This window comes from Pantoea sp. SOD02, assembly GCF_024707505.1.
Taxonomy (GTDB): Bacteria; Pseudomonadota; Gammaproteobacteria; order Enterobacterales; family Enterobacteriaceae; genus Pantoea; species Pantoea symbiotica.
Window position 1 is genome coordinate 804,484 of record NZ_CP102604.1, and the last position, 16,033, is coordinate 820,516.

Here is a 16,033-nt window from a genome sequence, read left to right on the forward strand (position 1 = left end):
TAAATAAGCGTAAATAATCGCCACTCCAGCTAACAATCTAACCTTGCTGACTTTTCTTAATTGTTTACATCTCCAGCAGCGAGGCGTAGCAGAGCTGGCGCGATGATGCTGGGCTTCCTTTCAGAAATCCCCTAAAATGCCGCCGTCGTCGCAGATTGCAGGGCAAATATAATTCCGCGTAAAAGCGCTTTATTTTTCGCCATTTTTCAATGTGCGAAAATTTTTATTCAATTATTCATCAGGTTAATTTTTTATTTTGCGAATCCATGTCGATTAATTCCCTCTCTGATTAATTTCACCCGATGTAAATAGTGATATTCACTTGCCGTTGCGGCTTGACAAGGATTTCATCGGCTCCGTAAACTCGTTTCGTGGTAAAAAGTGGGATAAAGTGGTGAAAACGGGTGATTGAGGGGTAAGGCTGGCATGTTCCGTGGAGCAACGTTAGTCAATCTCGACAGCAAAGGACGATTAGCAGTACCAACACGCTATCGTGAATTGCTAGTCGCAGAGTCTCAGGGGCAAATGGTATGCACCATTGACCTCCACCAGCCATGCCTGCTGCTTTATACCCTGCCCGAATGGGAAATCATTGAGAAAAAGCTGTCTCGCTTATCCAGCATGAATCCAGCCGAGCGTCGCGTGCAGCGACTGCTGTTAGGACATGCCAGTGAATGCCAGATGGATAATGCGGGTCGTTTGTTGTTGGCGAACACGTTACGCCAACACGCCGGCCTGACCAAAGAAGTGATGCTGGTTGGACAGTTCAACAAGTTTGAGCTGTGGGATGAACAGACCTGGTATCAACAAGTTAAGGATGATATTGACACAGAACAGTCGGCTCAGGAGCCTTTATCTGAGCGGTTGCAGGACTTGTCGCTATAGCTATGCAGGAAAATTTCAAACACACCACAGTGCTGCTGGATGAGGCGGTAAACGGCCTCAATATCAGGGAAGACGGCATTTATATCGATGGCACTTTTGGTCGCGGCGGTCACTCGCGCTTAATTCTTTCTCAGCTTGGCGAGAAAGGGCAACTGATAGCGATTGATCGCGATCCGCAAGCGATAGCCGCAGCCGCTGAGATAAACGATCCTCGTTTTTCGATCGTGCACGGGCCGTTTTCGGCATTAGCGGAATACGTCGAAGAGCGCGGGCTGACTGGCAAGATCGACGGCGTTCTACTCGATCTGGGCGTCTCTTCACCGCAATTGGATGATGCCGAACGCGGTTTCTCTTTCATGCGTGATGGGCCGCTGGATATGCGTATGGACCCAACGCGCGGGCAATCAGCCGCTGAATGGCTGATGAGCGCGGAAGAGGCAGATATCGCTTTCGTGATCAAAACCTACGGCGAAGAGCGTTTCGGTAAACGTATTGCGCGCGCCATTGTTGAGCGCAACCGCGAACAGCCGATGACGCGCACCAAAGAGCTGGCAACGGTGATTGCCGCCGCGATGCCCGTCAAAGACAAATTTAAGCATCCGGCAACGCGTACTTTCCAGGCGATTCGTATCTGGATCAACAGCGAGCTGGAAGAGATTGATACCGCGCTGAAAGGTGCATTATCGGTTCTCGCACCCGGCGGCAGGTTGTCGATTATCAGCTTCCACTCACTGGAAGATCGCTTAGTGAAGCGCTTTATGCGCGATCAGAGCCGTGGTCCGCAGGTGCCAGCAGGGATTCCGATGACCGAGTCGCAGCTCAAAGCTTTAGGCGGACGTGAACTGAAAACGCTGGGCAAGCTGATTCCTGGTGAAGCCGAAGTGAACGAAAACCCACGTGCGCGCAGTTCGGTATTACGTATCGCGGAGCGAACGGCGTCATGATTGGCAACGAGCGCCACAGCTTACCCGGTGTTATCGGTGGAGACCTGCTGCGATTTGGCAAGATCCCGCTGTTGCTGCTCATCGCAGTGCTGGTGTCCTCGGTGATCGTCGTGACCACCACGCACAAGACGCGCCTATTAACGGCGCAGCGTGAACAGCTGGTGCTGGAGCGTGATGCGCTCGATATCGAATGGCGCAACCTGATTCTTGAAGAGAACGCACTTGGCGATCACAGCCGCGTAGAGCGGATAGCAACCGATAAACTGCAAATGCAGCATGTTGATCCTTCGCAGGAAAATATTGTGGTGCAGAAATAAGGAATCGCAGAACTCAATGAGTGGCGCAGGCAAAACGCTGAAGTTAAAAAAACAAGAAGAAAAGGCCAGCTTTGTAAGCTGGCGCTTTGCGTTACTGTGCGGGTGCATTTTACTGGCGCTGGGCGGACTGCTGTCGCGCGTAGCATGGCTGCAGGTGATCAACCCTGACAAGCTGGTGAAAGAGGGCGATTTGCGTTCGCTGCGCGTGCAATCGGTGCCAACCGCGCGCGGCATGATCAGCGATCGTGCCGGTCGTCCATTGGCGGTGAGCGTGCCGGTGAATGCGATTTGGGCCGATCCGAAAGAGCTGACCGAACACGGCGGCGTCTCGCTGGATAGCCGCTGGAAAGCGCTGTCAGATGCGTTATCGATTCCGCTTGATCAACTCGCTGCACGCATCAACGCCAACCCAAAAGGGCGCTTTGTCTATCTGGCGCGCCAGGTGAATCCGGCGATTGGCGAGTATGTGAAAAAGCTTAAGCTGCCGGGCATCTATCTGCGTGAAGAGTCGCGCCGCTACTATCCGGCGGGCCAGGTTACCGCACACCTGATTGGTTTCACCAACATTGATGGTCAGGGCATCGAAGGCATCGAAAAGAGCTTCGACAAATGGCTGACTGGCGCACCGGGCGAACGTACGGTGCGAAAAGACCGCAACGGCCGCGTCATTGAAGATATCTCCTCGGTAGACAGCCGCGCCGCTCACAATCTCACGCTGAGCATTGATGAACGTCTGCAGGCGCTGGTGTATCGCGAACTGAATAACGCTGTGGCGTTCAACAAAGCCGAATCAGGCACCGCCGTGTTGGTGGATGTAAACACCGGCGAAGTGCTGGCGATGGCGAACAGCCCCGCTTACAACCCGAATAATCTCAGCAACACGCCGAAAGACGTGATGCGTAACCGCGCCATTACCGACATCTTCGAACCAGGTTCCACCGTGAAACCGATGGTGGTGATGACGGCCTTGCAGCGCGGTGTGGTGAAAGAGAACAGCGTATTGAATACCGTGCCGTACCGCGTAAATGGTCATGAGATCAAAGACGTGGCGCGCTACAACGAATTGACCCTTACCGGGGTTTTACAGAAGTCGAGTAACGTCGGGGTTTCACGTTTGGCGTTAGCGATGCCCTCCTCAGCACTCGTAGATACTTACGCGCGCTTTGGGCTGGGTAAACCGACCAATTTGGGGCTGGTCGGGGAAAGTAGTGGCTTATACCCTCAAAAACAACGGTGGTCTGACATAGAGAGGGCCACCTTCTCTTTCGGCTACGGGCTAATGGTAACGCCGTTACAGTTAGCGCGAGTCTACGCGACCATTGGCAGCTACGGCATCAATCGCCCGCTGTCGATCACCAAAGTTGACCCGCCGGTTGCGGGTGAACGCGTTTTCCAGGAAGACCTGGTGAAAACGGTGATGCACATGATGGAAAGCGTTGCGTTGCCTGGCGGTGGTGGGGTTAAAGCCGCCATCAAGGGCTATCGCATTGCCATCAAAACCGGTACCGCCAAGAAGGTTGGACCGGATGGACGTTACGTCAACAAATACATTGCTTATACCGCAGGCGTCGCGCCTGCCAGCCGTCCTCGTTTTGCGCTGGTGGTGGTGATTAACGATCCCCAGGCCGGTAAATATTATGGTGGTGCGGTTTCTGCACCGGTGTTTGGCGCCATCATGGGCGGCGTGTTGCGTACCATGAATATCGAACCTGATGCGCTGCCGACAGTTGATAAGAACGAGTTGGTGAAGAATAGAAGTGAGGAATCAAGTGACAGATCGTAACCTGCGCGACTTACTGGCCCCGTGGGTGCCGGGTGCGCCGGCGCGTCCACTCCGTGACATGACACTAGATAGCCGCGCTGCGGCTTCTGGCGATCTGTTTATCGCCGTGGCGGGCCATCATGCTGATGGACGTCGTTTTATTCCGCAGGCTATTGCACAAGGCGTGGCGGCAGTGATTGCCGAAGCCGAAGGTGAAGCCAGCGATGGAGATATCCGTGAGATGCATGGCGTCCCGGTTATCTATCTGGCGCAGTTGCAGCAGCGTCTCTCTGCACTGGCCGGACGCTTTTATCAGCAGCCTGCAAGCAAACTGAAATTGATTGGTGTTACCGGCACCAACGGTAAAACCACCACCACGCAACTGATGGCGCAGTGGGCCAACTTGCTGGGTGAAACCGGCGCCGTGATGGGCACGGTCGGCAATGGCCTTTACGGTCAACTGGTGGCAACCGAAAACACCACCGGTTCTGCGGTGGATGTGCAGCATGTGCTGAATGATTTGGTCGGGCAGGGCGCAACCCTGACGGCAATGGAAGTCTCCTCACACGGTTTGGTGCAGCATCGCGTTGCAGCTTTACCGTTTGCGGCCGCAGTGTTTACTAACCTGAGCCGCGATCACCTCGATTATCACGGTGATATGCAGAGCTATGAATCGGCTAAATGGTTGCTGTTCTCTGAGCATCAAGTCGCTGAAGCCATCATCAACGCTGATGATGAAGTGGGCCGTCGCTGGCTGGCAAAACTGCCAGATGCAGTAGCGGTCACCATGGAAGACAATCTGCAATCGGGCTGTCATGGCCGCTGGCTCAAAGCCACGGCGGTGGATTATCACGATGGCGGTGCGCACATCAAGTTCAGCTCCAGCTGGGGCAACGGCGAGTTTGATAGCCGCCTGATGGGCGCTTTTAACGTGAGCAACTTGTTGCTGGCGTTGGCTACGCTGCTGGCGCTGGACTATCCGCTTGATGCGCTGGTCGCCACGGCGCCGCAGCTGCAGCCGGTGTGTGGTCGCATGGAAGTGTTTACTGCGCCAGAAAAACCTACTGTGGTTGTCGATTACGCTCACACGCCAGATGCGCTGGAAAAAGCGCTGGAAGCGGCGCGTCTGCACTGCAAAGGTCAGTTGTGGTGCGTGTTTGGCTGCGGTGGCGATCGTGACAAAGGCAAACGTCCGCTGATGGGCGCGATTGCTGAGCAGTTCTCCGACATCGTGGTGATCACCGACGATAATCCGCGCAGCGAAGAGCCGATGGCGATTGTGAATGACATTCTCACCGGCTTGCTCGATCCGGGCCGTGCGCGCGTGGTTTCCGGTCGTGCGCAGGCGGTCACCAACGCCGTGATGCAAGCCGGCGCGGATGACATCGTGTTGGTGGCCGGAAAAGGTCACGAAGATTATCAAATCATTGGCAACCGTCGTCTGGATTACTCCGATCGCGACACAGTCGCCCGTTTGTTGGGGGTGATGGCATGATTCCCGTTTCTCTCAACACACTGGCCGAAATCAGCGGCGGTCAACTGCACGGCGCGGACTTAACCATTGCCGATGTCACCACCGATACACGTAAAGTCACCGCCGGCAGCCTGTTTGTGGCGCTGGTGGGTGAACGTTTTGATGCGCACGATTTCGCTAACGATGCGATTGATAACGGCGCGCAGGCGCTGCTGGTAAGTAAGCTGTTGAAGGTTTCTGTACCGCAGGTGGTTGTCGCTGATACGCGCATTGCTTTCGGGCAACTCGCTGCGTGGGTACGCCAACAGGCGAAAGCGCGCGTGGTTGCCTTGACCGGTTCATCCGGCAAAACCTCGGTCAAAGAGATGACCGCCGCGATTCTGCGTCAGTGCGGTGAAACGCTCTACACCGCAGGCAACCTGAACAATGACTTCGGCGTGCCGATGACGCTGCTGCGTCTCACCAAAGAACATGCTTACGCAGTGATTGAGTTAGGCGCTAATCATCAAGGCGAAATTGCTTACACCACCGATCTGGTGCGTCCGGAAACCGCGTTGGTAAATAACCTGGCCGCCGCTCATCTGGAAGGCTTTGGTTCACTGGCCGGTGTGGCGAAAGCTAAAGGCGAAATTTTTGGCGGCTTGCCGGTACACGGTACTGCGATCGTCAACGCTGACAGCAACGATCTGGTCAACTGGCAATCACAGTTTGTGGATAAAACCCTGTGGCGTTTCTCGCCGCAGCCGATGGCTGATGCAGAGTTCCGCTCCAGTGAAATCGTGCTGCGTGCCGATGCCACGCTGTTCACGCTGCATACGCCACGCGGTGATATCGCCGTGGAGTTGCCGCTGCCAGGCCGTCATAACATCGCAAATGCGTTAGCCGCTGCAGCGCTGGCGTTGTCGGTGGATGCGCCGCTGACGGCGATTCAAGCTGGCCTTAAAACCTTGCAGCCTGTTCCTGGTCGACTGTTCCCGATTCGTCTGGCGGCCAATCAACTGCTGCTGGATGACAGCTACAACGCCAACGTCGGTTCTATGACGGCTGCCGCGCAGGTGCTGGGCGATATGCCGGGTTACCGCGTGATGGTGGTGGGCGATATGGCTGAGCTGGGCGATGAAGCAGAACTGTGTCATCGCCAGGTGGGCGATGCGGCTAAAGCGGCCGGCATTGATTGCGTGCTGAGCACCGGAACTCTGAGCCAGTTGATTGGCGAAAGCAGCGGGAAAGGCGAGCATTTCGCCACTAAAACCGCGCTGACTGAACGTTTACGCACATTGCTATCCGAACATCAGGACATCACTATTTTGGTTAAAGGTTCACGTAGTGCCGCCATGGAGCAGGTAGTACAGAGCTTACAGGAGAAAGGAACATGCTAGTCTGGCTGGCCGAACATCTGGTCGCATTTTATTCCGGCTTTAACGTCTTCTCGTATCTGACGTTTCGCGCCATTGTCAGCCTGCTGACCGCTTTGTTCATTTCTCTGTGGATGGGCCCGCGCCTGATTGCCTGGTTGCAGAAACTGCAGATCGGCCAGGTGGTGCGTAACGACGGTCCAGAATCACACTTCAGCAAGCGTGGCACGCCAACCATGGGCGGCGTGATGATCCTCACCTCCATCACCATTTCGGTGTTGATGTGGGCTTATCCGTCTAATCCATATGTCTGGTGCGTACTGGTGGTACTGGTTGGTTTTGGCATCATCGGCTTTGTGGATGACTATCGCAAAGTGGTGCGCAAAGACACTAAAGGGCTGATCGCGCGCTGGAAATACTTCTGGATGTCGGTGATTTCGCTGGCCGTTGCATTCGCGCTGTTTATCGCCGGTAAGGATACGCCTGCGACGCAGCTGGTGGTGCCGTTCTTCAAAGACATCATGCCGCAGCTGGGACTGTTCTACGTGGTGCTGGCCTACTTCGTGATTGTCGGTACCGGCAACGCGGTTAACTTAACTGACGGCCTTGATGGCTTAGCCATTATGCCAACGGTATTCGTGGCAGCAGGCTTTGCGTTGGTGGCGTGGGCGACCGGTAACGTCAAGTTTGCCGAATATCTGCACATTCCTTATTTACGGCACGCGGGTGAATTGGTGATTGTCTGTACCGCGATTGTCGGAGCCGGACTCGGATTTTTGTGGTTCAACACCTATCCAGCGCAAGTGTTCATGGGCGATGTCGGCTCACTGGCGCTGGGCGGCGCGCTCGGCACTATCGCCGTGCTGCTGCGTCAGGAATTCTTGCTGTTAATCATGGGCGGCGTGTTTGTGGTCGAAACGCTGTCGGTGATTCTGCAGGTGGGATCGTTCAAGCTGCGCGGTCAACGCATTTTCCGCATGGCGCCGATTCACCATCACTATGAATTGAAAGGCTGGCCGGAGCCGCGCGTCATCGTGCGCTTCTGGATTATTTCGCTGATGCTGGTGCTGATTGGCCTGGCAACGCTGAAGGTACGTTAATCATGGCTGACTATCGGGGCAGAAAAGTCGTCATCATTGGATTAGGCATTACTGGCCTCTCCTGTGTTGATTTCTTACTCGCGCAAGGCGTAACGCCACGCGTGATGGATACCCGTGTCTCGCCGCCGGGGCTGGACAAGCTGCCAGCCTCGGTGGAGCGCTATGTTGGCGGTATTAATCGCGATTGGCTGCTGGCGTCCGATCTGATTATCGCTAGCCCAGGCATCGCGCTGGCGCATCCTGCTTTAAGCGAAGCCGCTGATGCCGGGATTGAAATCATTGGCGATATCGAGCTTTTCTGCCGTGAAGCGCAGGCACCAATTGTGGCGATTACCGGTTCGAACGGCAAAAGCACCGTGACGACGCTGGTGGGTGAAATGGCGCGTGCCGCAGGTTGGCAGGTAGGCGTGGGCGGCAACATCGGTTTGCCGGCGCTAACACTGCTGAAATCGCCAGCACAGCTTTATGTACTCGAGCTCTCCAGCTTCCAACTGGAAACCACGCACAGTTTGAAAGCGGCCGCCGCGACGATCCTTAATCTCACCGAGGATCATATGGATCGCTATCCGCTGGGCATGCAGCAATATCGTGCCGCCAAACTGCGTATTTACGAGAATGCTAGCGTTTGCGTAGTGAATGCTGACGATGGCATGACCATGCCGGTGCGGGGTGTTGAACAGCGCTGCGTGAGCTTCGGCATCAACCTTGGCGATTATCATCTTAATCAGCAGCAAGGCAGCACCTGGCTGAGAGCGAAGGGCGAGAAAGTCCTGAATACCGATGAGATGACGCTGGTAGGTCAACACAATTACACCAACGCGTTGGCAGCGCTGGCATTAGCCGACGCGGTGAACATCCCGCGCGCTTCCAGCCTGAAAGCCTTAACCACCTTTACCGGCCTGGCGCACCGCTTCCAGCTGGTGCATGAAGCCAATGGCGTGCGTTGGATCAACGATTCCAAAGCCACCAACGTTGGCAGCACCGAAGCGGCGCTTAACGGCCTACAGGTAAAAGGCACGTTGTGGTTGCTGCTGGGCGGCGACGGCAAATCGGCTGATTTCAGCCCGCTGGCGCGCTATCTGCAAGGCGACAACGTGAAGCTGTTCTGTTTTGGTCGCGATGGCGATGCGTTAGCGGCACTGCGTCCGGAGATCGCCACGCGCACAGAAACCATGCAGCAGGCGATGGCGCAAATTGCCGCACAGGTAAAAGCGGGCGATATGGTGCTGTTATCACCGGCCTGCGCCAGCCTTGACCAGTTCCGGAATTTTGAACAGCGCGGCGATCAGTTCGCGCAACTGGCGAAGGAGTTGAGCTGATGCGCATTCCTGGAGCCGGTATCGCCAATTATCTGTCCGTGCGCCTGCGCGATTGGGTGATGGGCGCACGCGACAATGATGATGCGCCGGTGGTGCTGTATGACCGCACGCTGCTGTGGCTGACCTTTGGTCTGGCGCTGATCGGTTTTGTGATGGTGACGTCGGCGTCGATGCCGGTTGGCCAACGTCTGAACGAAGATCCGTTCTACTTTGCCAAGCGTGATGCGTTCTATATCGCTTTGGCCTTCGGCATGGCGCTGGTGACCTTGCGTATCCCAATGGATTTCTGGCAGCGCTACAGCAACGTGATGCTGATGGTTTCAGTGGTGATGTTGCTGATCGTGTTGGTGGTCGGTAGCTCGGTGAACGGTGCATCGCGCTGGATTGCCCTTGGCCCGCTGCGTATTCAGCCGGCTGAGCTCTCGAAGTTGACGCTGTTCTGCTATCTCGCCAGCTATCTGGTGCGCAAAGTAGAAGAGGTGCGTAACAACTTCTGGGGCTTCTGTAAGCCGATGGGCGTGATGGTGGTGCTGGCCGTGCTGCTGCTGGCGCAGCCGGACCTCGGTACGGTGGTTGTGTTGTTTGTTACCACGCTGGCGATGCTGTTCCTCGCCGGTGCGAAAATGTGGCAGTTCCTGGCGATCATCGGCTCCGGCATTTTCGCCGTGGTGCTGCTAATCATTGCTGAACCGTACCGTATGCGCCGTGTAACGTCCTTCTGGAACCCGTGGGAAGATCCCTTCGGCAGCGGCTACCAGCTGACGCAATCTTTGATGGCGTTTGGGCGCGGTGAGTTCTGGGGACAGGGCTTAGGCAACTCGGTGCAGAAACTGGAATATCTGCCAGAAGCACATACCGACTTTATCTTCTCCATCATCGGTGAAGAGTTGGGTTATGTCGGTGTGGTTTTAGCGCTGTTGATGGTATTCTTCGTCGCTTTTCGCGCGATGTCGATTGGTCGCCGTGCTCTGGAGATCGATCAGCGCTTCTCAGGCTTCCTCGCTTGCTCAATTGGCGTGTGGTTTAGCTTCCAGGCGCTGGTTAACGTCGGTGCGGCTGCGGGCATGCTGCCGACCAAAGGTCTGACATTGCCGCTGATCAGTTACGGTGGTTCGAGTCTGATCATCATGTCGACCGCCATCGTGTTTTTATTGCGCATAGATTATGAAACGCGCCTGGCGAAAGCGCAGGCGTTTACCCGAGGTGCTCGATGAGTGGCAAACGGCTGATGGTCATGGCAGGCGGTACTGGCGGGCATGTGTTCCCCGGTCTGGCCGTTGCCCATCACCTGATGGAACAAGGCTGGCAGGTGCGCTGGCTGGGAACCGCGGACCGAATGGAAGCGGATTTGGTACCGAAACACGGCATTGAAATTGATTTTATCCGCATCAGCGGTTTACGCGGTAAAGGCGTGAAAGCGCAGTTGCTGGCACCGGTGCGCATTTTCAATGCCTGGCGCCAGGCGCGTCGCATCATGAAGAGCTGGCAGCCGGATGTGGTGCTGGGCATGGGCGGCTATGTTTCAGGTCCCGGCGGTTTAGCCGCGTGGAGCTGCGGTATCCCGGTGGTGCTGCATGAGCAGAACGGCATTGCCGGCCTGACCAATAAGTGGCTGGCGAAAATCGCCACCAAAGTGATGCAGGCGTTTCCCGGTGCGTTTCCAAATGCTGAAGTGGTTGGCAATCCGGTGCGTACCGATGTGTTGGCGCTGCCGTTACCGGCAGAACGTCTGAGCGCACGTTCCGGCCCGATTCGCGTGCTGGTCGTCGGTGGCAGCCAGGGCGCGCGCATCCTCAACCAAACCGTGCCGCAAGTGGCCGCAGAGTTGGGCGAAGCGATTACGGTTTGGCATCAAACCGGCAAAGGTGGACTGGAAACCGTGCAGCAGGCCTACCGCGCAGCGGGCCAGCCGCAGCACAAAGTCACCGAGTTTATCGATGACATGGCCGAAGCTTACGCCTGGGCCGATGTGGTGGTGTGCCGTTCGGGCGCATTGACGGTGAGCGAAGTGGCCGCCGCAGGTTTACCGGCGATTTTCGTGCCGTTTCAGCACAAAGATCGTCAGCAGTACTGGAATGCGTTGCCGCTGGAAAAAGCGGGCGCAGCCAAAATTTTCGAGCAGCCGCAATTTACCGCAGCTGTGGTAGCGGACACGCTGCGTCACTGGGATCGCACCACATTGTTGGCGATGGCAGAAAAAGCCCGTCAGGTCGCGATTCCCGATGCAACCGAGCGGGTTGCAAATGAAGTGGCGCGCGTCGCGAAGTAATTAATCGGCCAGTTGATTTGGCCCGTACCTTTAGCAGGTGCAAACGGGAAAAACAGGTAATTGAAACAGATGAATACACAACAATTGGCAAAACTGCGTTCTATTGTGCCCGAGATGCGTCGCGTCCGGCACATTCACTTTGTCGGCATCGGTGGTGCTGGCATGGGCGGTATTGCCGAGGTGTTGGCGAACGAAGGCTATCACATTAGCGGTTCTGATCTGGCACCGAACGCGGTGACACAGCATCTGGCGGCGCTGGGCGCGACGATTTATTTCAACCATCGTCCGGAAAACGTCACCGATGCCAGCGTTGTCGTAGTGTCGACAGCCGTTGCGCAGGATAACCCTGAGCTGGTTGCCGCACGTGAGCAGCGTATTCCCGTCATTCGTCGTGCTGAGATGTTGGCAGAACTGATGCGTTTCCGTCACGGCATTGCTGTTGCCGGTACGCACGGTAAAACCACCACCACCGCGATGGTGACCAGCATTTACGCGGAAGGCGGACTGGATCCGACCTTCGTTAACGGCGGATTGGTTAAAGCCGCAGGTACGCATGCGCGCCTGGGCAGCAGCCGTTACCTGATTGCAGAAGCAGATGAAAGTGATGCGTCCTTCCTGCATCTGCAACCGATGGTGGCGATTGTCACCAACATCGAAGCGGATCACATGGACACGTATCAGGGCGATTTTGAGAACCTGAAGCAGACGTTCATTAATTTCCTGCACAACCTGCCGTTCTACGGACGCGCGGTAATGTGCGTGGATGACGCGGTGATTCGTGACCTGATTCCGCGCGTAGGCCGCCAGGTAACAACTTACGGCTTCAGCGATGACGCAGATGTACGTATCGAGAATTATGAGCAGCGTGGCGCACAAGGGCACTTCACCATCATCCGTCAGGATAAGCCGGTGCTGAAAGTGACGCTGAATGCGCCGGGCCGCCACAACGCCCTGAACGCAGCTGCTGCGGTAGCTGTCGCCAGCGAGGAAGGTATCGAAGATAACGCGATTCTGGCCGCGTTGGAGAGCTTCCAGGGCACCGGACGCCGCTTTGACGTGCTGGGCGAGTTCGATACCGCCGCCGTTAACGGTAATCCAGGCAGCGCGATGCTGGTCGACGATTACGGCCATCATCCTACCGAAGTAGATGTCACCATCAAAGCCGCACGTGCAGGCTGGCCTGACAAGAAGCTGGTGATGGTGTTCCAGCCGCATCGTTATACGCGTACCCGTGACCTGTTTGATGATTTCGCGAATGTGCTGTCGCAGGTGGATGTGTTGCTGATGCTGGATGTCTATCCGGCGGGTGAAGCCGCGATTCCGGGCGCTGACAGCCGTTCGCTGTGCCGCGCGATTCGTAACCGTGGCAAGGTTGATCCGATTCTGGTCTCTGAGCATGACGCGCTGCCAGATGCGCTGGCGCCGTTGCTGTCGGGCGACGATCTGGTGATCGTGCAGGGCGCAGGCAACATCGGCAAGATTGCCCGCAAGCTGGCCGAAAACGAATTGCAGCCTGCCATTAAGACGGAGGCGCGTCATGACTGAGAAGGTTGCAGTATTGATGGGCGGCACTTCGGCAGAGCGTGACGTGTCGCTGATGTCCGGTGCGGCGGTGCTAGCCGGACTGCGTGAAATGGGCATCGATGCGCATGCGGTCGATACGCGTGATGTGTCGGTGCTGGATCTGAAACAGCAGGGCTTCGCTAAAGCGTTTATTGCTTTGCACGGTCGTGGTGGTGAAGACGGCACGCTGCAAGCGGTGCTGGAGTTCCTGCAACTGCCCTATACCGGCAGCGGCGTGATGGCTTCCGCCATCACAATGGACAAACTGCGCAGCAAATTGCTGTGGCAGGGCAGGGGATTACCCTCAGGCAAATTTGTCTGGCTGACGCGTCAGCAGCATGAGCAAGGTTTAGACGCCGATACCACCGCCGCCATTGAGGCGCTGGGCTTACCGCTGTTTGTGAAGCCAAGCTGCGAAGGTTCTAGCGTCGGTATCAGCCGCGTGAACCATGCGGATGCCTTACCCGCAGCGCTTGAAGAAGCTTTTCGTCATGATGATGACGTACTGATCGAAGCTTTTCTGAGCGGCGCGGAGTACACCGTGGGCATCGTGGGTGAGCAAATTCTGCCTTCCATCAGAATTAAAACCGCCAGCGAGTTCTATGACTATGAAGCTAAATACATTTCTGACGATACTGAATACTTCTGCCCGAGCGGATTAAGCGCCGAGCAGGAAGCAGAATTGCAGACGTTGGTGTGGTCAGCCTGGCGCGCATTGGGTTGCAGCGGCTGGGGTCGTGTCGACGTGATGGCTGACGGTGAGGGCAACTTCCAACTGCTGGAAGTGAATACTTCGCCTGGCATGACCAGCCACAGCTTAGTGCCGATGGCCGCGAAGCAAGCGGGATACAGCTTCCCGCAGCTGGTAGCGCGTATTCTGGAGCTAGCTGACTGATATGTCTCAGGCGGCGATACGAGTACGCAATCGCGAACCTCAGGAGCGGACACGCTCCGGGCGTAGCAACGGTGCGCGACTGTTTGGCATGGTGTTCCTGCTGATTGTGCTGGGCATTATGGTGGCGGGCGGCCTCGTGGTGCTGAAGTGGATGAATGACGCGTCACGCTTGCCGTTATCGAAGCTGGTGGTGACCGGGCAAACCCACTACACCACGCATGACGATATTCGCCAGGCCATTTTATCGCTTGGCGCGCCGGGAACCTTCATGTCGCAGAACGTGGATATCATCCAGCAGCAGATTGAGCGTTTACCCTGGATTAAGCAGGTCAGTGTGCGCAAGCAGTGGCCTGATGAGCTGAAGATAAATCTGGTGGAGTACGTTCCGGTGGCACGCTGGAACGACTCACACATGGTGGACGCCGATGGCGTCTCCTTCAGCGTCCCGGCCAGTCACGTTGGCAAAGAAGCGTTGCCAATGCTGTACGGCCCGGAAGGCAGTGAAAACGAGGTGTTAGCTGGCTATCACACCATGAGTGATGTGTTAAAGGCTAACAAGTTTACCCTGAAGGTCGCGTCGATGACGGCGCGGCGCTCGTGGCAATTAGTGACCAGTGACGATGTGCGCATCGAATTAGGTCGCAGCGATACCATGAAGCGTCTGAACCGTTTTATTGAGCTTTATCCGGATTTGCAGCAGCAGGGCCAGAGTCAGAACCAGCGCATCACGTATGTTGATTTGCGCTACGATTCGGGCGCCGCAGTCGGTTGGGCCGCTGCACCGATAGAGCCACAGGACAGTAATCAGCAACAGAACCAGGCACAGGCTAAACCACAATGATCAAGGCAACGGACAGAAAACTGGTAGTAGGACTCGAAATTGGCACCGCGAAGGTGTCCGCCCTGGTTGGGGAAATTCTGCCCGATGGTATGGTCAATATTATTGGGGTGGGCAGTTGCCCGTCTCGTGGCATGGATAAAGGCGGCGTAAACGATCTGGAGTCGGTGGTGAAATGCGTACAGCGCGCCATCGACCAGGCTGAATTGATGGCGGATTGCCAGATTTCATCGGTCTACCTTGCTTTATCGGGCAAACATATCAGTTGCCAGAACGAAATCGGGATGGTTCCGATTTCGGAAGAGGAAGTGACTCAGGATGATGTAGAGAACGTGGTGCATACGGCGAAATCCGTTCGCGTTCGTGATGAGCATCGTATCCTGCATGTCATTCCGCAGGAATATGCCATCGATTATCAGGAAGGCATCAAGAATCCAGTGGGACTATCCGGCGTGCGTATGCAGGCGAAAGTACATTTGATCACCTGCCACAACGATATGGCAAAAAATATTGTCAAAGCCGTTGAACGTTGTGGCCTGAAAGTTGACCAACTGATTTTTGCCGGCCTGGCATCCAGTTTCTCAGTGTTGACAGAAGATGAACGTGAGCTGGGCGTCTGTGTTGTTGATATCGGTGGCGGTACAATGGATATCGCTGTCTATACTGGCGGCGCACTGCGTCATACCAAAGTGATTCCTTATGCCGGGAACGTGGTAACCAGCGATATCGCCTACGCTTTTGGTACACCGCCGACCGACGCAGAAGCGATTAAAGTGCGTCACGGTTGTGCATTGGGCTCGATTGTCGGCAAAGACGAAAATGTCGAAGTGCCGAGCGTAGGTGGACGTCCACCACGTAGCCTGCAGCGTCAAACGTTGGCTGAAGTGATCGAGCCGCGTTACACCGAACTGTTGAATCTGGTCAACGACGAGATTCTGCAATTACAGGAGCAGCTGCGCCAGCAAGGCGTGAAACATCATCTGGCGGCCGGTATCGTGCTGACCGGTGGTGCGGCGCAGATTGAAGGTTTGGCAGCCTGCGCACAGCGCGTGTTCCACACGCAAGTGCGCATCGGACAGCCGCTTAACATCACCGGCCTGACAGATTATGCGCAGGAGCCGTATTACTCTACGGCAGTTGGCCTGCTGCATTACGGCAAAGAGTCACACATGAACGGTGATGCAGAAACGGAAAAACGTGCTTCAGTGGGCAACTGGTTTAAACGAATCAACAGCTGGCTGAAGAAAGAATTTTAATTTTTGAAAAAGGAGATCATGCTGGCAATGTTTATGATCTCCAGGCGACAGGCACA

14 protein-coding genes are annotated in these 16,033 nt (G+C 55.9%); all 14 read left to right on the top strand.

Annotated features, from left to right (window positions below; all coding sequences use genetic code 11):
• Positions 1-426 precede the first annotated feature (426 nt).
• Positions 427-885, top strand: a complete 459-nt coding sequence (mraZ, locus tag NR302_RS03630) for a division/cell wall cluster transcriptional repressor MraZ (RefSeq protein WP_007885013.1) — start codon at positions 427-429, stop codon at positions 883-885.
• A 2-nt stretch (positions 886-887) separates the two neighbouring features.
• Positions 888-1,829, top strand: a complete 942-nt coding sequence (rsmH, locus tag NR302_RS03635; protein WP_008108618.1) for a 16S rRNA (cytosine(1402)-N(4))-methyltransferase RsmH — start codon at positions 888-890, stop codon at positions 1,827-1,829.
• Positions 1,826-2,146 (top strand): cell division protein FtsL, encoded by a 321-nt coding sequence (ftsL, locus tag NR302_RS03640; protein WP_008108617.1) that lies wholly within the window; start codon positions 1,826-1,828, stop codon positions 2,144-2,146. Before rsmH ends, ftsL begins: the two co-directional genes overlap by 4 nt.
• A gap of 16 nt (positions 2,147-2,162) precedes the next feature.
• The gene (locus NR302_RS03645; protein ID WP_258144593.1) at positions 2,163-3,929 is read left to right on the top strand and encodes a peptidoglycan glycosyltransferase FtsI; all 1,767 of its coding nucleotides are present in this window, start codon (positions 2,163-2,165) and stop codon (positions 3,927-3,929) included.
• Complete coding sequence (gene murE, locus NR302_RS03650) at positions 3,916-5,403, top strand: UDP-N-acetylmuramoyl-L-alanyl-D-glutamate--2,6-diaminopimelate ligase (RefSeq protein ID WP_258144594.1); 1,488 nt, start codon at positions 3,916-3,918, stop codon at positions 5,401-5,403. The genes NR302_RS03645 and murE overlap by 14 nt, the downstream gene beginning before the upstream one ends.
• A complete protein-coding gene (gene murF, locus NR302_RS03655) occupies positions 5,400-6,761 on the top strand; it encodes a UDP-N-acetylmuramoyl-tripeptide--D-alanyl-D-alanine ligase (RefSeq protein ID WP_258144595.1) in 1,362 nt (453 codons plus the stop codon). The genes murE and murF overlap by 4 nt, the downstream gene beginning before the upstream one ends.
• A complete protein-coding gene (mraY, locus tag NR302_RS03660) occupies positions 6,755-7,837 on the top strand; it encodes a phospho-N-acetylmuramoyl-pentapeptide-transferase (protein WP_008108613.1) in 1,083 nt (360 codons plus the stop codon). Before murF ends, mraY begins: the two co-directional genes overlap by 7 nt.
• A gap of 2 nt (positions 7,838-7,839) precedes the next feature.
• Positions 7,840-9,156, top strand: coding sequence for a UDP-N-acetylmuramoyl-L-alanine--D-glutamate ligase (gene murD, locus NR302_RS03665; protein WP_258144596.1), 1,317 nt, complete (start codon positions 7,840-7,842; stop codon positions 9,154-9,156).
• Positions 9,156-10,370: a cell division protein FtsW gene (gene ftsW, locus NR302_RS03670; RefSeq protein ID WP_008108611.1), complete on the top strand. Its 1,215-nt coding sequence runs from the start codon at positions 9,156-9,158 to the stop codon at positions 10,368-10,370. The genes murD and ftsW overlap by 1 nt, the downstream gene beginning before the upstream one ends.
• The gene (murG, locus tag NR302_RS03675; protein WP_154181787.1) at positions 10,367-11,425 is read left to right on the top strand and encodes an undecaprenyldiphospho-muramoylpentapeptide beta-N-acetylglucosaminyltransferase; all 1,059 of its coding nucleotides are present in this window, start codon (positions 10,367-10,369) and stop codon (positions 11,423-11,425) included. The genes ftsW and murG overlap by 4 nt, the downstream gene beginning before the upstream one ends.
• A gap of 69 nt (positions 11,426-11,494) precedes the next feature.
• A complete protein-coding gene (gene murC / locus NR302_RS03680; RefSeq protein ID WP_008108609.1) occupies positions 11,495-12,970 on the top strand; it encodes a UDP-N-acetylmuramate--L-alanine ligase in 1,476 nt (491 codons plus the stop codon).
• Positions 12,963-13,883 carry a D-alanine--D-alanine ligase gene (locus NR302_RS03685; RefSeq protein WP_154181788.1) on the top strand — a complete coding sequence of 307 codons (921 nt, stop codon included), beginning with the start codon at positions 12,963-12,965 and terminating at the stop codon, positions 13,881-13,883. The genes murC and NR302_RS03685 overlap by 8 nt, the downstream gene beginning before the upstream one ends.
• A 1-nt stretch (position 13,884) precedes the next feature.
• Positions 13,885-14,724: a cell division protein FtsQ gene (gene ftsQ / locus NR302_RS03690; RefSeq protein ID WP_154192991.1), complete on the top strand. Its 840-nt coding sequence runs from the start codon at positions 13,885-13,887 to the stop codon at positions 14,722-14,724.
• Positions 14,721-15,977, top strand: a complete 1,257-nt coding sequence (ftsA, locus tag NR302_RS03695) for a cell division protein FtsA (protein WP_007888634.1) — start codon at positions 14,721-14,723, stop codon at positions 15,975-15,977. Before ftsQ ends, ftsA begins: the two co-directional genes overlap by 4 nt.
• Positions 15,978-16,033: the final 56 nt, after the last annotated feature.